General features: G+C 44.2%; 17 protein-coding genes. 9 read left to right on the forward strand and 8 right to left on the reverse strand.

Annotated elements, in window-relative coordinates:
• Positions 1–35: 35 nt before the first annotated feature.
• The 6 genes from purT to VA249_RS06645 all read right to left on the reverse strand — a co-directional run bounded on the left by purT (position 36) and on the right by VA249_RS06645 (position 6,047).
• Entirely contained in the window at positions 36–1,211 is a 1,176-nt protein-coding gene (purT, locus tag VA249_RS06620; RefSeq protein ID WP_221069467.1) for a formate-dependent phosphoribosylglycinamide formyltransferase, read from the reverse strand.
• Between the two features lie 147 nt (positions 1,212–1,358).
• The gene (gene cdd, locus VA249_RS06625) at positions 1,359–2,246 is read right to left on the reverse strand and encodes a cytidine deaminase (protein WP_221069469.1); all 888 of its coding nucleotides are present in this window, start codon (positions 2,244–2,246) and stop codon (positions 1,359–1,361) included.
• 374 nt (positions 2,247–2,620) lie between these two features.
• A complete protein-coding gene (locus VA249_RS06630; RefSeq protein WP_211919319.1) occupies positions 2,621–3,298 on the reverse strand; it encodes an LrgB family protein in 678 nt (225 codons plus the stop codon).
• Position 3,299: 1 nt separating this feature from the next.
• Entirely contained in the window at positions 3,300–3,674 is a 375-nt protein-coding gene (locus tag VA249_RS06635) for a CidA/LrgA family protein (RefSeq protein WP_221069471.1), read from the reverse strand.
• Between the two features lie 58 nt (positions 3,675–3,732).
• Positions 3,733–5,154, reverse strand: a complete 1,422-nt coding sequence (sbcB, locus tag VA249_RS06640; protein ID WP_221069473.1) for an exodeoxyribonuclease I — start codon at positions 5,152–5,154, stop codon at positions 3,733–3,735.
• A gap of 197 nt (positions 5,155–5,351) precedes the next feature.
• Positions 5,352–6,047: an NAD(P)H-binding protein gene (locus VA249_RS06645; RefSeq protein ID WP_221069475.1), complete on the reverse strand. Its 696-nt coding sequence runs from the start codon at positions 6,045–6,047 to the stop codon at positions 5,352–5,354.
• A 1,114-nt stretch (positions 6,048–7,161) separates the two neighbouring features.
• Here VA249_RS06645 and cobT point away from each other — a divergent pair.
• From cobT to btuD, 8 genes are all read left to right on the forward strand, one after another.
• On the forward strand, positions 7,162–8,208 hold the full coding sequence (gene cobT, locus VA249_RS06650; protein ID WP_221069385.1) for a nicotinate-nucleotide--dimethylbenzimidazole phosphoribosyltransferase: 1,047 nt from the start codon (positions 7,162–7,164) through the stop codon (positions 8,206–8,208).
• The gene (locus tag VA249_RS06655) at positions 8,208–9,011 is read left to right on the forward strand and encodes an adenosylcobinamide-GDP ribazoletransferase (protein WP_221069383.1); all 804 of its coding nucleotides are present in this window, start codon (positions 8,208–8,210) and stop codon (positions 9,009–9,011) included. Before cobT ends, VA249_RS06655 begins: the two co-directional genes overlap by 1 nt.
• Positions 9,008–9,541: a bifunctional adenosylcobinamide kinase/adenosylcobinamide-phosphate guanylyltransferase gene (gene cobU, locus VA249_RS06660; protein WP_221069477.1), complete on the forward strand. Its 534-nt coding sequence runs from the start codon at positions 9,008–9,010 to the stop codon at positions 9,539–9,541. Before VA249_RS06655 ends, cobU begins: the two co-directional genes overlap by 4 nt.
• Positions 9,542–9,552: 11 nt before the next feature.
• A complete protein-coding gene (locus VA249_RS06665; RefSeq protein WP_128810996.1) occupies positions 9,553–10,164 on the forward strand; it encodes a histidine phosphatase family protein in 612 nt (203 codons plus the stop codon).
• A gap of 87 nt (positions 10,165–10,251) precedes the next feature.
• Positions 10,252–12,051, forward strand: coding sequence for a M3 family oligoendopeptidase (locus tag VA249_RS06670; RefSeq protein WP_221069478.1), 1,800 nt, complete (start codon positions 10,252–10,254; stop codon positions 12,049–12,051).
• 249 nt (positions 12,052–12,300) lie between these two features.
• On the forward strand, positions 12,301–13,329 hold the full coding sequence (locus VA249_RS06675; protein WP_221069489.1) for a succinylglutamate desuccinylase: 1,029 nt from the start codon (positions 12,301–12,303) through the stop codon (positions 13,327–13,329).
• A 100-nt stretch (positions 13,330–13,429) separates the two neighbouring features.
• Positions 13,430–14,425 carry a vitamin B12 ABC transporter permease BtuC gene (gene btuC / locus VA249_RS06680; protein ID WP_221069491.1) on the forward strand — a complete coding sequence of 332 codons (996 nt, stop codon included), beginning with the start codon at positions 13,430–13,432 and terminating at the stop codon, positions 14,423–14,425.
• Positions 14,412–15,179 carry a vitamin B12 ABC transporter ATP-binding protein BtuD gene (gene btuD, locus VA249_RS06685; protein ID WP_221069494.1) on the forward strand — a complete coding sequence of 256 codons (768 nt, stop codon included), beginning with the start codon at positions 14,412–14,414 and terminating at the stop codon, positions 15,177–15,179. Before btuC ends, btuD begins: the two co-directional genes overlap by 14 nt.
• 28 nt (positions 15,180–15,207) lie before the next feature.
• On the opposite strand, the gene pilW is transcribed toward btuD, so the two are convergent.
• Both pilW and metA read right to left on the reverse strand, forming a co-directional pair.
• Positions 15,208–15,930 (reverse strand): type IV pilus biogenesis/stability protein PilW, encoded by a 723-nt coding sequence (gene pilW, locus VA249_RS06690; protein WP_221069371.1) that lies wholly within the window; start codon positions 15,928–15,930, stop codon positions 15,208–15,210.
• A 216-nt stretch (positions 15,931–16,146) separates the two neighbouring features.
• Positions 16,147–17,088 (reverse strand): homoserine O-acetyltransferase MetA, encoded by a 942-nt coding sequence (metA, locus tag VA249_RS06695; RefSeq protein ID WP_221069369.1) that lies wholly within the window; start codon positions 17,086–17,088, stop codon positions 16,147–16,149.
• A gap of 404 nt (positions 17,089–17,492) precedes the next feature.
• Here metA and VA249_RS06700 point away from each other — a divergent pair, with 404 nt between their 5' ends.
• The gene (locus VA249_RS06700; RefSeq protein WP_221069497.1) at positions 17,493–17,840 is read left to right on the forward strand and encodes a hypothetical protein; all 348 of its coding nucleotides are present in this window, start codon (positions 17,493–17,495) and stop codon (positions 17,838–17,840) included.
• Positions 17,841–17,922: the final 82 nt, after the last annotated feature.

Consider the following 17,922-nt stretch of genomic DNA (forward strand, 5'->3'; position numbering starts at 1 on the left):
GCTGCGCTTTTTGTTCTCTTTAGTTGATGAGAAGATCAGTAAACGATCTGTACTTTAGATGCGTTATTTACGGCATCTTCAATCGAATCTTCGATGGTTTTACGTCGAGTAAGGATGACGCCAAGACGTCGACGACCGTCGATCTCCGGTTTACCAAATAAACGTACTTGAGTTTGTGGTTGTGCGAGTGCGGTCGCTAGGTTATCAAAGCGAATATCGCACGATGTGCCTTGGCCAAGAATAACGGCTGATGCGGACGGACCATATTGAACGACATTGTTGATTGGCATGCCGGTAAAAGCGCGAACGTGTAATGCAAATTCCGACATTTCTTGTGAAATCATCGTCACCATGCCAGTGTCATGTGGGCGAGGAGAGACTTCATTGAAGATCACCTTGTCACCTTTAACAAACAGCTCCACGCCGAAGATGCCGTGACCACCCAGTGCGTTTACCACTTTCTCCGCGGTATATTCCGCGGCTTTTAATGCGTTTTCAGACATAGCCTGTGGCTGCCATGACTCACGGTAGTCACCATCTTCTTGGCGATGGCCAATGGGTGCACAGAAGTGAACCCCGTCGACTGCTCGAACGGTTAAGAGTGTGATCTCGTAATCGAAGTCGATAAACCCCTCGACAATAACGCGGCCTGCGCCTGTTCTGCCACCTTCTTGTGCATAATCCCAAGCGGCTTGAACATCTTCTTCTGTCTTGATAATGCTTTGTCCTTTACCAGAAGAGCTCATAACAGGCTTAACCACACAAGGGATACCGACATGTTCTACGGCGGCTTTGAAGCTACTGAAACTATCGGCGAATTGGTAAGGGGATGTGGTTAAACCGAGTTCTTCTGCTGCAAGGCGGCGAATGCCCTCGCGATTCATAGTGAGTTTGGTCGCTTTTGCAGTCGGAACGACGTTTAAGCCTTTCTCTTCAAGCTCAACCAATTTGTCTGTTGCAATCGCTTCAATTTCTGGAACAACGTATGCAGGTTGCTCTTTGTTGATGATTTCTTCTAGAGCTTGACTATCAAGCATGTCGATAACGTAACTACGATGAGCAACTTGCATGGCTGGCGCATTTGCATAACGGTCACATGCGATGACCTCTAAGCCAAGACGTTGACATTCAATTGCTACTTCTTTTCCTAGCTCACCAGAGCCCAAAAGTAATACACGAGTAGCTTGATTGCTAGTAGCTGTACCGAACATAGTGTTCCCTTAAAAATAAAGTGATGAAACCGAATTTGCAGGGGATCATACTGAATTTTCATGATGAAGCAAACGTTTGCGTGCGGTTTTTTATAATAAAAAAGGCTCCACTAAAAGCAGAGCCTTATATCAAAAGCGTTGGGTGGGTTAAACGTTCACAAAAGTCACAGGAATATCTGGGTTTAGTGCTTCTAGCGTGGATTGAGTATCGGCGAGATGGCTGATTTTCCCTTGTGCGTTCTCAACGAGTGCAGCGGCTTTGATGTTATCAAACGTTTCACCGGCAAGCAGGATCTGAATGAGTGCAACTTGCAAAGGTGGAAGGCTTGGGTTGAATGCGGCGTTTTCCGCGTAAGCCCCTTGGAACACTCGGCCATCTGCCATTTCTAGTGCTAGACCACTTAAATTGTTTGTATATGGCGCGTGGCTTATGTTCATCGCATCGACCGCTTTCTGGATGAGCATATCGTCTTCATCACAAGTAAATTGATGCATGACTTCTGCCATTAAACCTGATTCGATACCAAGATCTGCGGGGCCAAATGCTTCTGGTAGATACTCGTGTAGAGATTTCTCTTCTCGTTCTGGTAGCTGAACTTTTAGATCTTTTGCTGTTGATAGTTCGTTCATGAATTGGCGACAATGACCGCAAGGGCTAAAGTTGATTGTGATGTCTTTAACACCACGTTCGCCTTTCATCCAAGCATGGCTAATCGCAGATTGTTCAGCATGGACGGTTTGACCGAGTTGAACACCGAAAAACTCCATGTTTGCGCCGAAGTATAAGCGGCCGGAAAGACCACGAACAATCGCACCTACATAGAATTCAGAAATAGGCGCATAAGAGAACGCTGCCGCAAAAGGAAGTAGAGCAACACGAAGCTCTTTATCAGACATGCCTGTCGCTGCAAGCAATTGTGCGAACTGTTGCTCTGAAAGAGTGGCATCAAAATCGTCCGCTTGTACGATAGGAGCAAGATGTTTTGAAAGTGCTTCTGGAGCGCTTGAAAGCGCCTGTTCAATGCGACGTTTCATGTTGAATCCTTGTTATTGCATGGACAGTTATTCTATGCGAAAAGTGAAAACGTTCCGTGCTTTAGATCACGTTAATGCGTGTAATGTTAATGGTATTTACATAATTAGGGTGAGCTCACACATGTATTCGATTGCACAGAAGTGAAATGTTATGCCTATCACAGTAAGTCAGAAAGAAATTATCAAGCTTGATACCCCTTTGAATAAACCGTTTTTGACAGGGATTAGTATTATGCAGCCCTACAAATAACCATATCAACTTTTGTGCATATTGCGAATTTTAAGGAGAAATTGAGTTGGATTTCGTTATTTTGGGGGAGTGAGGATGCCCAAGTGTGAGAATCAACTCGGGCATATAGAAAACCAAGGAGTGATTATTGGGATAACCACACCGCTAAAGCAAAGAAGCTAGGGGCAAGAATCGATGTAATGATGCCACACAACACGAGAGCAAGAGATGAGAACGCGGCATCTCCTGGCTGTTTCTCTGCGCACGTCGCGGTTCCTAAGGCGTGTGAAACCGTGCCCATAGTCAGGCCTCGAGCGATAGGGTGCTTAATTCCGATAAGATTGAATATTGGGTAAGCCAGAATTGCCCCGAACAAACCCACAATGAGAACGAGGATTGCCGCAACGGCCGCTTCCCCCCCAAGATGACTTGAGATTTCCATTGCGATAGGCGTCGTCACGGATTTACCAACAAGACTTGCGATTAAACTGATATCTGCTTTAAAGGCAACAGCGATGAGTGTTGCGGTTAGCATTGACATCACACTGCCCAGCGTACAAGCGAGCGCGATGATGCGCCAATTGGCCTTGATTTGGGGTAATTGCTCGTAAAGTGGATAGGCAAGAGCGACGACTGCTGGTTGCAGCAGGAAGCTAATGTATTCATTGTCCGCGTAGTATGTTTCAAATGGAACGTTGAGAAACATAAGCAATGGGATCAATACCGCGATACTAATCAATAGCGGATTGGCAATCGGGTTGTTCACTTTGATTGCAATTTGGCGAGCTACGAAGAAAACAACAATAGTGACAATTAACCACATATTAGTTTTTCTCCTCTAGCAAATAATCCAGGAACCAAGCAAGACTGACTAACACAATGAGCGATCCACCTACGGCACTCGCAAAGATAGGAAGTGCATTGGCAATCAACATATCGAAGTGTTGCATTAGGCCAACACTGATCGGGACAAACAAAAGGATCATGTAGCGGATAAAAAGTGTGGCGCCCGGTTTGACCCATTCTACTTTAACAAGTCCAAGAGCCATGGATAAAAAGAGGACAAGCATTCCTAGGACACTGCCAGGAACGGAAATGCCAGTAAATGTTTGGATGGTGTTACCGATACCAAGTGCTCCCATAATTAATGCAAAGGAGATGAGCAAATGGATCAGTTGTAAAAGTCGGTTTTTAATCATTTTGACAGCATATAAAACAACAAGCACACCCGAAAGTGCGCTTGAATAAGGAAAGAAGTTATGAGACTAGACTCTCTACATAACGATAGACTGATTTTAGTATTGCTATCTTTTTTTCGTCACTTTCATGTTCGTGAACTAAGTTTTCTAAATTAAGCATGTACTCTTCGATTTGGCTTTCGAAAACGTCACGACAATGGAGCGTCCAGCGTCTTTGTTCTTGTTCATCTAACGTGTTTGGATAATGACGTGCTCGGTAGCGAAATAGCAAGGGTTTTATGCGTTTATCGCCAAATTCGATATCAAGCGCCGCGAGATTGATAGGATCCGTTTCGCGAATGATGTCCATTGCTGCACGATCGGCGGGTGAGAAGAAACCGTCATAAAGCTGTGTATCGACATCATCACTTTTTTCAAACTGACGCTCAATAGAGAATAGGTTGATGAGCTTCTCACGAATTTCTGGGTGTTGACGCAGCAAGGCAAGGTTATCAAGACATTTCTGACGATCAATGCCAATGGATTCGGCATTTTCGGCCGTCAGCGTTTTCGCCGGAGCAAGAATAGGGCACTTGTTTAAATGAACAAGTTTTACCGGCACAGGCAGTTGACCGCCTAATTCTTCACGTTTGGTGTATAAGCGCTGGTGTAACTCTTCTGCCGACAGCTCAAGAATTGGTTGAGGATCTTTTGCCAAATCAATCGTGATAACCGCATTATTATTGGTTGGGTGCCAAGCGACAGGCACAATCCAACTGGTGTACTGACACTCTCGCCCTAACATGCCAGAAACGTGCATTAATGGCGTCATGTTGACGATATCGACTAACTCATTAAGTTTACGCTTGTGGCGCATTGAGTAGAAGTAGTCGAAAAACTTAGGCTGTGCAGCTTTGACTTTTTTGGCCATTTCAATGGTAGCGATGACATCTGCCATTGCATCATGGGCATTGCTGTGTTCAATGCCATTTGCCACTGATAAATGCTCTAGCTTAAAGCTCGTAAAGCCCTCTTCGTTTTCTGGCCACTCCACGCCCTCAGGACGCAAAGCGTGACAAGCACGCATAACATCGAGTAAGTCCCAGCGCGAGTTACCATTTTGCCAACTCCATGCATAAGGGTCGATAAAGTTTCGGTAACAGGTATAACGGGTGACTTCGTCATCGAAACGAATGCTGTTGTATCCAAGACTTGTGGTATTTGGCTTAGAGAGCTCAGCGTGTATTTTTGCAATAAATTCAGGCTCAGAAAGGCCCTCTTGCATCGCTTTTTGCGGTGAAATACCGGTAATCAAAGCAGCCTCTGGAGACGGGAGATAATCCGCGGGTGGTCGGCAGTACATCACCAAAGGTTCGCCAATGATATTAAAGTTCTCATCGGTACGAACGCCAGCAAATTGGCTAGGGCGATCTTTGGCTGGGCTTGTTCCCCAAGTCTCATAGTCAAAGAAAAAGAAAGTGGGCTGATTGTCTTGGTGCATGATGCTTACCGTTTATGGAACCGATGGCAGTATTAGACCATTCAACGCTTTGACTCGCAACGAAAGATGAAAGAATATCCGGTGAAAAGCACAACCGTAAATATGTGCTAGGTGAACGCTCACCACGCGAACTTTAAAAATCTACGCAAGCCATGAAAAATGGAGGTGCAGTCAGAGTAAATGAGAAGTTTGTGTGACTAATCATAGTGCGCGAGTAGGTTCATCATTTCGTTGCGGTGTAAGTAAATGATTGGTTCTTCTTGGTAACTGAAAACTTGATAGATCATCGCTTTGGCGACGTCCTGAGCGGCTATTGGAATAAAGTTGGATAGTTTCCCTAACATCACTGGCTTAATGATCTTAAAAACGCTTTGAATGATCTTCTCGTCTGTTCGAGGATTTTCTCGTTGACCAGTCAATGGTCCGGGTCTTGCGAAGGCCACTTCATCGAACCCCATTTTTTCAATGTTCTTTTCCATGTGGCCTTTGCAAGCTAAATAGTGGGATGAAGAAGAGGCATTAGCTCCAAGGCTAGAAACCACCGCTAAACGCTTGACGCCAATCATTTTCATTTGCTGTGCTACTTTACACACTAATTCTACATCGACTTTGCGCAGCGCTTCTTTACTGCCAGCTTGCTTTAATGTCGTACCTAAGCAGATAAATCCGATGTGAGGAGAGGGTTTTTGTTCATCCCAATCATGAATGGACAATTCCGCGTCAATGATAGGGATGATCTTGTTGTGAGGATCGCTGACCTCGCTTAGTGCTCGACGAGATAATGAGTAAAGCGTGTGAATACTCGGCTGCGAAACTAATGTGGACATGACCTCTTTGCCAACTAGCCCTGTTGCGCCTGCAATAATTACACAGGTATTTGAATTATTACTCATTGTCTTCTTCCTCATAGAGAACAGATGCTTACGCTATTGTAGCGTATTTAATGCGTCAAGTGCTTTTGTTCGGTTAACTGCTTTTGACAAGCTAACCGATTTTGACGAGTTAGCCGATTTTGACAAGCAAATAATGTGCATGCTCCCGCGTTGAAGGGTTAGACTGCTTTTTAAATGAGTCGTTGTTATGAATGCATTGACGCTGAGAGAATTTGATCAAAGTGAACTGACGTTATGAGTGCGTCGACTTTGGCGCGAAAATAGAAAATGAAGCAGGCCCACAAAAGGTGGGCCAGAGCTTTTAGGACAGGGACAACGGAATGGAACGTTTTTGGTTTTTGGGTTTAGGTTTGTCTTTTTTAGCGGTGCGATGGGTTTGATTTGCAAACATAGATCCTCGCTTATTGTTGTTATTGACTTATTTATCAATGCATGTAGCGATTGTAATAAACCATGCATTCGACGTGCCAATGTTTTATTTGGGGCGACGATATACAAAGTTTTGCAAAATAAAATCAAATCCAGAACTTGATGGTTTGATCGTGCGCTGGCTGGTTAAATTATCGTAAAATCAGCACTTTGAATTATTGTATTTGTCTCTTTTTTAAAGCTGATAATCCATGTGAGAGTGGTTATCATTGATGATCTGCCGCGCTAATTGTTCGAGTGAGGAAAGCGTCTTTGAGGGGAAACATATTCGTTTTATTCTCAAATTGAAAAAATGCGTTTCAATTTGAGAAAGTCAGATGAAAATGATCGATAGCAAGTTACACTTAGCAGGTTTACTCAATGAACGTCGAGATTTTCAGCGATAAGGATGTTGTATAAATATCGATTTTGGCGCACTTGTGTGGACGCACGATCTCTGAATTTGTCAAAATTTGCTTTGTCGCGTATTAAAGGCGCGCCAATTGCATTTGGCTGTAAGTTACGCAAAGTAATCGTTACGCAAACGAACAGTTACACAAGCGAATAGTTACCCAAGGTAATCGAAAACGTACACCTGGTAATCGAAGTCGGTGAAAGGCCGCAAAGTTTCATTTTTTGCTGAGATTGAACGAACTTAGAAAAGACGTTTTCCGTTGCTCGTCAAAAATAACAAGAAGGAACCATTATGATGGATCGCTCTTATGCTTTAGAAATCCAAGCGCGTATTGATAACAAAACCAAACCTATCGGTGCGCTCGGTCTCCTTGAAAAGGTGGCGTTAGAACTGGCGCTGATCCAAAGCCAAGATAAATCTACGGCAGTTGAAAGCATTGAAATTCGCAAACCAACGATGCTTGTGTTCGCAGGTGATCATGGTATTGCGGAAGAGGGCGTCAGTATTGCATCTAGTGCTGTTACTCAACAAATGGTAGCCAACTTTTTGTCTGGTGGTGCTGCGATTAATTGCTTTTGTGACCTCAACCAAATTGAATTTAAAGTGATCGATTGTGGCATGTTGTCGTCAATAGAAACGCTTGTTCCTGATTTTAAAAATCACCCAAACCTAATTGAAAAACGATTAGGTAATGGTACCGCAAACTTTGCGAAGCAAACTGCGATGTCCTTAGAGCAAGTTGCATTGGGTTTGGAGTATGGTGCAAAGGTCGCAGAGCACAGCATTCTCAATGGTTCAAACCTGTTGATGTTCGGTGAAATGGGCATCGGAAATACAAGTTCCGCGTCTGCGTTGCTTACCGCATTGAGTCCTTTAGAAGTCGACCACTGTGTTGGTTATGGAACAGGGATTACTCAAGCGCAACTGAATCACAAAATCAAGTTGGTAGCTCAAGGCGTGAGTCGTTGTCGTGATTTGGGGACTAAAGAAACCTTGGCGCAAGTTGGAGGATTTGAAATCGTCCAAATGGTAGGCGCATTCCTAGAAGCAACACGTTTGAAAACGCCAGTGCTGGTGGATGGTTTTATTGTCTCTGTTGCCGCTTATGTCGCGACACTCCTCGATGAAGAGACACGCGACTATATGTTGTTTGCTCATAACTCCGAAGAAAACGGTCACAAGTTTGTTTTAGAGTGCCTGCAAGCAGAGCCGTTACTAGACCTTGGTTTGCGCTTAGGGGAGGGAACAGGAGCAGCATTGGCGTTATCTTTGGTGAAAGCAGCAGCTCAGTTCTACAATAACATGGCCAGTTTTGAGAGTGCAGGAGTAACGGTTTAGTGTCTACTCTCAACAATACATCATCACCAGCAAGCTCGCTGCGTTATCAAGGCGAGCTTTTCTTGTTGGCCGTCAGCTTTTTTAGCCGTTTACCTGTACCAGCAAATTTACCTTATAGTGAAGCACGCATGAATCAAGCAGGGCGATACTTCGCACTTGTTGGCGTAGTGCTGGGTTTACTCTGTGCCGCGCTGTACTCACTTACGGTGTTACTGTTCCCTCAAACTGTCGCGATTGTTTTGACCATGATCTTTAGCTTGCTGTTAACCGGCGCGTTTCATGAAGATGGGTTAACAGACATGGCCGATGGTATTGGCGGAGGGATGACGGTTGAACGTCGCCTAATGATCATGAAAGACAGTCGTATTGGGACTTATGGTGCAGCGGCATTGGTTATGGCGTTACTCGCAAAGTTTGTATTTTGGCGTGAGTTGGTCTCTGAACCCCAATTTTGGATTATCATTGTCGTGGCTTATACCGTAAGCCGAGCAACCGCAGCGACGTTGATTTATGACATGCCCTACGTGAGTGATGCTGATACTTCAAAAAGTAAGCCTTTAGCAAACAAACAGTCGACTCTCGAAGTGGCAGTACTGCTCTTTACTGCTGGCGTTGTTGGGTTGTCTCTAGGGATAACATTGGCGGTTCTGATTGCGCTTGTGCTGTTAGTTTTTCGTGCCATCTTTAAGGCGTGGTTACTGAAACGTATTGGCGGCTTTACCGGGGATTGCTTAGGTGCGGCTCAACAGCTTTCAGAATTACTGGTTTATCTTACACTTATCGCATATTTTCACTGTTCATGAAGCAACTTATCTTAGGCGGAGCACGCTCCGGGAAATCAACCCTAGCAGAAACCAGAGCTAAGAAAGCGGCTCAAGAAAAAGGCATGAAGCTACACTATGTCGCTACCGCGCATCCATTTGATGATGAGATGCGGGAGCGAATTGCTCATCATCAAAAACAGAGAGGGTTGGGCTGGCAAGAGCATGAATGTACGTTGCATCTAGCGGAGAACATTCGTGGTTTTTCTTCAAATGATGTGGTGTTGGTGGACTGTTTAACGCTTTGGTTGAACAACTGGATTTTTCAGTTAGGTGATGAATGCAGCAATGACAGGCTAGAAGTTCAGATCAGAGAATTGGTCAAAGCGGTAAGTGAATCAAGTGCGACACTCATTTTTGTTTCGAATGAAGTCGGCATGGGCATTGTGCCATTAGGTCAAGTGACTCGGTATTTTGTTGATAATGCAGGACGAATGAATCAACAATTGGCGCAAATTTGTGACCGTGTCACCTTTGTCGCAGCAGGCCTGCCCCTTGAATTGAAATCATAGGATTTAATGAGATGAAAACGCTAAATATTTATCTGCTACGCCACGGAAAAGTCAATGCCGCCCCTGGGTTACACGGACAGGCTGATTTAAAAGTTGATGGGCCAGAGCAAGTTAGCATCGCCCAAGCGTGGAATGACAGGGGCAAAGAGATTGGAGGAGTCATCAGTTCACCTTTGTCTCGATGTTATGATTTGGCGCAAATGCTTGCAGATCAACAACTGCTTCCTTTATGTGTAGAACCGAATATTAAAGAACTCGATTTTGGCGATTTTGATGGCGTACCTTTTGACATGTTGGCAGAGCATTGGAGCAAGCTGGATGCCTTTTGGAAAGCCCCAGCGCAACACACGCTGCCAAACGCCGAGTCTTTAGATATGTTTGCTGAGCGTGTAACTTGTGCATGGTCTCAAATAATCAATGATATCAATGACAACTTGCTAATTATCACGCATGGTGGCGTAATAAGAATAATTCTTGCCCATATTTTGGGTGTAGATTGGCGCAATCCGCGATGGTATTCGACATTAGCGATTGGGAATGCGTCAGTAACACATATAACCATTACCATCGATGACCAAATTTACGCCTCAGTTCGTTCAATAGGCGTACCAATAATGGAATAATTTTGTTAGTCACGGAAGATTTCCATCTGTACTTTGCATTGGAAATGTAAGGAATGGTGGGATGAATTACATAAAAAGGAACCAGAAATGACGACTCCTAGCTGGGATTTATCTATCGTTTATAACGATCTCGCTGACCCTAGAATTCAAGATGATATTGCGTTAGTTGAACAATGTATTGACCTTCTGAACAAGCAGTCAACGGACTGTCATTCGGTGGAGGTGATGCAAAATGCAATTTTGACCAGCGAAGCCGCAAGTCGCTTGGCGGGTACCATTGCAAATTTCGCCAACTGCTATGCGTCTGTCGATGCAACTAATGCAGAAGCTAAAGCGCTACTTGGTCGAATGACACGCATTTTCTCTGAGCTCTCTCAAGCTTACAGCGCATTTGATCTGACGCTGACGCACGCTGATGATGAGTTTATTGCTCGCGTACTTGACCACGAAAATTCAGACATCAGCGGTCAAGCATTTTCCATTGCAAACGCTCGTAAGTTGGCGGATACGCGCCTAAGCACAGAAGAAGAAAAACTGCTTGCGGCGATGAGTGTTGATGGTAAATCCGCATGGGGTAAACTCTATGATAACTTGACTGGATCTTTGAAAGTCAAATTGGATTACGCGGATGGCAACAGTGAAGAACTCGGCTTTTCTCAAGCAGCGAGTATCCTTTATGGTTCAGAGTTTGACCGTCAGGAAGCAGCATGGCGAGGCGTTCAAAAAGCAATGGCAACGCATCAAGAATCGTTTGCTGCGATTTTAAACGCACTATCTGGTTGGCGTTTGACGGAAAATAAAAAACGTTCATCAAAGCGAGAGGTCCACTTTTTAGACCCGAGTTTGCACGGTAGTCGCATTAAGGCTGAAACACTTGATGCGATGATGAGCGTTGCCAAAGACAGCCGTGATATTGGCCAAAAAGCGGGTTTATTGATGGCCAAAGTGCATGGCCTTAATGAGATGAAACCTTGGAATCATCTTGCTGCTATGCCAGCCTTAAATGGCGATGCAAAAGTGTATGACTTTGATGAAGCCATCGACGTTATCTGCGAGGCATTTGAAACCGTTAATCCAGACATGTCTGAGTTTGTTCGTATGATGGTGCAAAATGGTTGGATTGATGCTGCACCAAATGCTAACAAGCGTTTAGGTGCCTACTGTACTAAGTTACCAGCAACGCGCACACCTCTCGTATTCATGACTTGGAGTGGCAGTCGTTCTGATTTGATGACGCTGGCGCACGAGCTTGGTCATGCATTCCACAACTGGGTGATTCGTGATTTGCCGCTTTGCCAAACGTACTACCCAATGACGTTGGCAGAAACCGCCTCGATCTTTGCGGAGAATATCGTTCGAGATCACCTGATCTCGAAAGCCGATAGCGTCGATGAAAAATTAGAAATGCTGTGGGAAGAGTTATCTTCTGCTCTGGCATTGATGGTTAATATCCCAGTTCGTTATGAGTTTGAAAAAGCATTTTATGAGCGCCGCCAAGAGGGGGAACTAACTGCGGAAAACTTCTGTGAGTTGATGTCGGATACTTGGAAAGACTGGTACGGGGAAGTAATGAGTGAAGCCGATCCGTATTTTTGGGCAAGTAAACTTCACTTCTCTATTTCTGGTGTGAGTTTCTATAACTATCCATATCTGTTCGGCTTCTTATTCAGTAAAGGCATTTACGCGCAGCGTGACGCGAAAGGGGAGCGTTTTTACGGTGATTACGTCGAACTATTACGCGATACCGGTAATATGATGGCAGAAGATGTGGTGGATAAGCACTTGTCGATGGATTTGACTCAACCGGAGTTTTGGCAACAGAGTGTGGAACTCGTGCGTGAGAAAGTCGACGAGTTTGAGCGGTTACTTTCACAGCGCAGTGAATAAGTACACAAACCGTACGCAAAGTTGATCAAATCATAAGGATCTTAATTAGGGCTGTGGTAAAGTACACAGCCCTAACACTTTGTAATTGTTTGAAAAATAAACGCATCAATACTTGAAATTAGCGTATGGCGCGGAAATAAATCGGATTTTCGATAAAATTGTGGGTTGCTATCCATAAGTGGGATCGCCACAACATAAATTCACTGTACAATTTATTAACATACCCGCCGTGCTATTAAGGAGTAACGCATGACGAAGTCTCTTTTTCGCCAATCGTTTTTAACTGACACGTTAGATGTACACATTGATGTTGCACCGGCGGAACAGGTTCTGTCTAACGGTGTAAAACTTAAGCTCTACCAGCGCGGTGTGCTTGAGGTGATCCCTGCCGATTACTCTCAAGATACCAAGAACATCATTATCTCATGCGGCATTCATGGAGATGAAACCGCGCCGATGGAACTGGTGGATTCAATCATTAAAGATGTTGAATCTGGCTTCCAAAAAATTGATGCTCGCTGTCTATTTCTTATCGCTCACCCAGAATCTACACTGGCGCATACGCGATTTCTTGAAGAAAACCTCAATCGTCTGTTTGATGAAAAAGTACATGAGCCAACCAAAGAGCTCGCGATCGCAGATACGCTGAAGTTTTTAGTGAGAGATTTCTATCAAGGCACAGCGACAGAGACACGTTGGCATTTAGATTTGCATTGCGCGATTCGTGGTTCAAAACACTACACGTTTGCGGTGAGTCCAAAAACTCGACACCCAGTTCGTAGCAAAGCGTTGATTGATTTTTTAGACAGTGCACACATTGAAGCGATACTGCTTTCGAACTCACCGTCTAGCACGTTTAGTTGGTTTAGTGCAGAAAGCTATGGTGCTCAGGCATTGACGATGGAACTAGGTCGCGTTGCCCGTATTGGGGAAAATGATTTAGATAAACTCACTGCATTTGATTTGGCTCTTCGCAACCTTATTGCTGAGACTCCTGCTGAGCATTTATCGAAACCGTGCATTAAGTATCGAGTCAGTCGAACCATTGTGCGTTTGCATGATGATTTTGATTTTATGTTTGATGACAATGTTGAGAACTTTACCTCGTTTGTGCATGGTGAAGTCTTTGGGCACGATGGTGATAAACCATTGATGGCGAAAAATGACAATGAAGCGATTGTTTTCCCCAATCGACGTGTTGCGATAGGACAACGAGCGGCCTTAATGGTGTGTGAAGTGAAAACACGCTATGAAGATGGTGAATTGGTCTACGATTAATCCCAGTCAGCTCATTTAGGTAAAATGAGCAGTCGAAGTCATTTGCAATTTACTGAGGCTTAACTGTATGGTTAGGCCTCATTTTTATTTATCGGTCGCTATGGATTTTCAACAACTTATCCTCAATAAAGAGCGACGCTGGCAACGTAATCTTTTGATTATGTCAGCGATGCTCATGCTGTTATCTGCCGTCCATTTGATGGTTGGTGAGGTGTTCCTTTCTCCTTTTCATGAACTGTCCTCTTTTGAACAAAAACTGTTGTGGGATTTACGTCTGCCTCGCTTAGTGGCTGCTGCAATTATTGGCGCCGCGTTGGCAGTATCTGGTGCAACGTTACAAGTGTTACTTGGGAACGTGCTTGCGGAACCGGGAGTACTTGGTATCTCCGGCGGTGCAAGCTTAGCCATGGTCTTGGTCATGTTTGCTTTTCCTGTGCTGCCGTCACCGATGGTTTTTATGTTGTCTGCGATTGCAGGTTCGATGCTCTTTACGGTGATTTTAGTGGGGATCGCGAGAGCTATGCATTTGACGACGGCACGTTTGCTTTTAGTTGGTGTAGCATTGGGTATTTTGTCTAGCGCGGTTGTTACCTGGGCATTTTACTTCAGTGATGACTTAAGCTTACGTCAGCTTATGTATTGGCTTATGGGCAGCATTGGCGGTGCGAGCTGGTATCAACACAGTGTCACGTTAGTGATGTTGCCGGTATTAATTTGGTTATGTTGCAAAGGCAAGCCCTTGGATAAGCTTATGCTAGGAGAAACCCATGCGATGCAATTGGGCGTTGATGTCCATAAGCTGCGCTGGAAATTGATCCTTGCTATTTCCATATTGGTGGGAGGTTCTGTCGCATTAGGTGGCATCATTAGTTTTGTTGGTTTAGTGGTACCACATCTATTGCGATTGGCTTTTGGTACCGAGAATCGATATTTATTGCCTTTATCGGCGATATCCGGTGCGGCTTTGTTGGTGTTTGCTGACATAGGTGCCCGCTTATTGCTTGATTCAGCCGAGCTGCCTTTGGGTGTCATGACCACGTCCATCGGTGCGCCAATATTCATTTGGATGTTAGTGAAAAGTCATGATGCACGTTAAACACATCGCGGTGGGAAACCGATTATTACCCTTGTCTTTTGAATGTAAAGCCGGGGAAGTTGTGCACGTGGTTGGGCCAAATGGTTCAGGAAAAAGCACATTGCTAGCAGCGATTTCCGGCACGCTTACATCGCGAGATAATGTTAGTGGGGAAGTGCTTATTAATGACAAAGCTCTTTTAGCGATGCCGCTGTCGGAACAAGCTCACGTCCGTGGCTATTTATGTCAGCAATCGAGGCCTGCATTTAACGTTGATGTATTTCAATATCTTGCATTGTCATTACCGAGTTGGTGCAACATTGCAGATGCCACAGTCCAAGAAGCCGTGAATAAGGTCATTGAGCTTGTCCAACTTCAAGAAAAGCTCTATCGCAGTATTCAAACGTTATCTGGGGGAGAATGGCAGCGAGTTCGACTGGCTGGTGTGTGTTTGCAAGTCTGGCGAACAATCAACCCATATTCTCAATTACTGATTTTGGATGAACCTGCCGCGCCTCTGGATATAGCACAAGAGGGGTTGTTGTATCTGTTGATTAATGCCGTTGCCGCACAAGGAGTGTGTGTCTTGGTTGCCAATCACGATCTCAATCGAACGTTAAGACATGCTGACAAAGTCCTAATGCTGAGTAATGGTGTTCTGCATACTCAAGGGAATGCGAACGAAGTCCTCACAGAAAAAGCATTGAGCGATGTATTTCGTACTCGCGTGAAAAAAGTGACCCTGGATGGTAAAGCGTACTTGCTGTTTGATTAGGGACTGTTGATCTTTCTGGTTGGTCCTCTTAACTCAAATTGTCCAACTTTTGTTGGTACTTCTGTTTTAACTTATCATTACCAGCTTTGTTTTCTAATTGGATCATGAGTTGAAGAGATGGCTTGCTAAGGCCATATGCTTGATTAAATCGAATCAGTCTGAGTCTTGCGTCCGTATAATTTCCCCGGTCTATTTCTAATTTCGCAAGCTGGAGAATCGATTTAGGGCGGTGTGGGTCATGAGCGATAGCACGAGAGAAATAGACAATGGCTTTGTCTTGATCGTTTGCTTTTAACGCACAGAACGCCGCATTTTCGTAGCTGACGGGTATTAAGTAGTAGTTTGGTCGTTCGATGGCTTGCTTGAACAGCGTATCCGCCAAAACGTAGTTTCCTTTCTTACACAAAAAAGTGCCATAGTTATTAAGCACATCACCATTTTGTGAATGTTGCTCAAATGCGCGGCGGTACAACTGCTCAGCTTTGGTGTCTTCACCGACGGATTCGTAATAATGTGCCATTGATAACTGAGCGCGATAATAGTGCGGAGCATAACTCAATGCTTGCTGTAGATTGTTGTGAGCTTGGATCATGCTGCCATTTTTTAGATAACTCAATCCAAGCGCAATGCGCGACTCTGATAAGGCAATAGGATCGGTGTGCTGATGAACTTGATCTTCTTGAACGGTAACGCACCCCAAAAGGCTAAATAGACTGGTTATTACGCATGCCTTAACTTGAGTGAACGTCATTTTTTGTCCTTACATCTATCTTTATTCGTCAATAAACTTCATCTGTAGATAGGATATGGTTTCATGCGTTGAAACTCACGAGTAGGGAATGACTATGCGAGCAGGTTGGCAAGGGGCATGAAAAAGCCGTCAAATGACGGCTTAAACTATCTATCAAAAAGTCCAGTATTTAGAAACGAGCGATTAAAGAAACACGTATTCATCTTTTCTAATGATTTAGTCATCTTTAGTGAATGCCGCTTCACTAAAGTGATCCAAATCGTATGGCGTTTGCTGATAAACACAATAATTTAGCCAGTTTGAGAATAATAGATGCCCATGGCTGCGCCAGCTGGCGAATGGTGGATTATCTGGGTTGTTGTTTGGGTAATAATTAACAGGAATAGCAGGCTCCATCCCCTCACCGAGATCTCGAATGTATTCGTTGTGTAGCGTATGAGAATCGTACTCGGGATGACCAGTTACAAAGACGTTTCGCTTATCCTTGGTTGAGGCAAGATAAACACCGGCGACATCAGAAGTTGCAAGAATATCTAAATCAGTATGTGCTTCTAAAAACTCAGGCGAAAAGTCGGCATATCGAGAGTGGGGCGCTAAGAAAGTGTCATCGAACCCTCTCAACACAGGATGGTACGGATGATGAATATTGTGATGATACACGCCGGACAGTTTTTCTTTACGTGTTTTCTTTGGTAAGCCATACAACAGTTTTAGCCCAGCCTGTGCCGCCCAACACACGTAAAGTGTAGAGGTAACGTGATCTTTTGCCCATTCCATAATGGTTTTTAAATGATCCCAATAGATAACGTCTTCAAACTGAACTAACCCAAGCGGTGCGCCTGTTATGATCATGCCATCAAAGTTTTTTGCTTTGATCATTTCAAATTGTCGGTAGAACGTATCTAAATGTTCCGTAGGCGTATTTTTGCTTGGGCGGTCATCAATTCGAAGCAATTCCACGTTGACTTGCAGCGGGCTGTTGGAAAGTAAGCGAAGGAACTGCGTTTCAGTTTCAATCTTTTTTGGCATTAAATTGAGGATAAGCACACGTAAAGGGCGGATTTCCTGACTAGCCGCTCGACTTTCGCTCATCACGAAAATGTTTTCGGTTCTAAGTACATCGGTCGCGGGTAACTGATCTGGAATTCTAATTGGCACGGCTCTCTCCATAAGCTGTAATTTAGACGTCTATACATCTAAACTTAACGTAATTTGTTTCGGATGTCGATACAAGAGTGTCGTGAATGACGTCGCTAACTGCGAATTACTGATAAAAGAAATGGTGAGTATGAACGGTCAATAACGTCGGTTTCATTTCCAAGTGTTCATTTATCCATTGGCATCATGGATGAGATAAGGATGAGGATGTTTTTTACTCACTCGATGTGATGCATACTTTGTTGAGATATGTGTGACCCCACTTAAACTTCTGGCTACACAAGAATGCAACGTGATCAGTATAGTTTGATGAGTGGATTGGGATCGAGCTAGTATAAATCTATGCGCCGATTTTGGAGCTCATGGTGCAAGTCACTCGTTTCATCGTGTTACTGGAGGGTTGTATGTTTGGAATGTTAAAGAAAAAAGAAGTCATTCAGAGCATTGCGCAAGAGGTACCTAAGGTATTATTGCGGTCGTTCGGGGATAAGCATTACTATTCGCCAGTAGAGATCGACCAAGCGCTAGCAGCGCTCGATTATCAAAAAGAGAATGACTTAGTGCGCTACCAATATGCTTATGGGATGTTCTCAAACTTAGAAAACTATGAGCAGCTTGGTTTGACCGATGAGTTAGGAAATTATGGCCATTTTCAGCGAGAAGTTGGCAAGATGTTACTGAATACGCCAGAGCCAATTGATATGCATATTTACTTTGCTATCGCACAAAAACACCATATGACGGTGAGTTGACCTACGTCGCTGATCCTACGTAAGGCTCGTGATGGGCTTTAAGGATGACTGTTTCATAATAGTAAAGGTGATTTACTTCACA

The organism is Vibrio alfacsensis (genome assembly GCF_019670485.1).
GTDB classification, from domain to species: domain Bacteria; phylum Pseudomonadota; class Gammaproteobacteria; order Enterobacterales; family Vibrionaceae; genus Vibrio; species Vibrio alfacsensis.

Bases quoted from the DNA above. Each gene is read 5' to 3' on its own strand.
- purT (WP_221069467.1), bottom strand. From the start codon at position 1,211: ATGTTCGGTACAGCTACTAGCAATCAAGCTACTCGTGTATTACTTTTG.
- cdd (WP_221069469.1), bottom strand. From the start codon at position 2,246: ATGAAACGTCGCATTGAACAGGCGCTTTCAAGCGCTCCAGAAGCACTT.
- VA249_RS06630 (WP_211919319.1), bottom strand. From the start codon at position 3,298: ATGTGGTTAATTGTCACTATTGTTGTTTTCTTCGTAGCTCGCCAAATT.
- VA249_RS06635 (WP_221069471.1), bottom strand. From the start codon at position 3,674: ATGATTAAAAACCGACTTTTACAACTGATCCATTTGCTCATCTCCTTT.
- sbcB (WP_221069473.1), bottom strand. From the start codon at position 5,154: ATGCACCAAGACAATCAGCCCACTTTCTTTTTCTTTGACTATGAGACT.
- VA249_RS06645 (WP_221069475.1), bottom strand. From the start codon at position 6,047: ATGAGTAATAATTCAAATACCTGTGTAATTATTGCAGGCGCAACAGGG.
- cobT (WP_221069385.1), top strand. From the start codon at position 7,162: ATGATGGATCGCTCTTATGCTTTAGAAATCCAAGCGCGTATTGATAAC.
- cobU (WP_221069477.1), top strand. From the start codon at position 9,008: ATGAAGCAACTTATCTTAGGCGGAGCACGCTCCGGGAAATCAACCCTA.
- VA249_RS06665 (WP_128810996.1), top strand. From the start codon at position 9,553: ATGAAAACGCTAAATATTTATCTGCTACGCCACGGAAAAGTCAATGCC.
- VA249_RS06670 (WP_221069478.1), top strand. From the start codon at position 10,252: ATGACGACTCCTAGCTGGGATTTATCTATCGTTTATAACGATCTCGCT.
- VA249_RS06675 (WP_221069489.1), top strand. From the start codon at position 12,301: ATGACGAAGTCTCTTTTTCGCCAATCGTTTTTAACTGACACGTTAGAT.
- btuC (WP_221069491.1), top strand. From the start codon at position 13,430: ATGGATTTTCAACAACTTATCCTCAATAAAGAGCGACGCTGGCAACGT.
- btuD (WP_221069494.1), top strand. From the start codon at position 14,412: ATGATGCACGTTAAACACATCGCGGTGGGAAACCGATTATTACCCTTG.
- pilW (WP_221069371.1), bottom strand. From the start codon at position 15,930: ATGACGTTCACTCAAGTTAAGGCATGCGTAATAACCAGTCTATTTAGC.
- VA249_RS06700 (WP_221069497.1), top strand. From the start codon at position 17,493: ATGTTTGGAATGTTAAAGAAAAAAGAAGTCATTCAGAGCATTGCGCAA.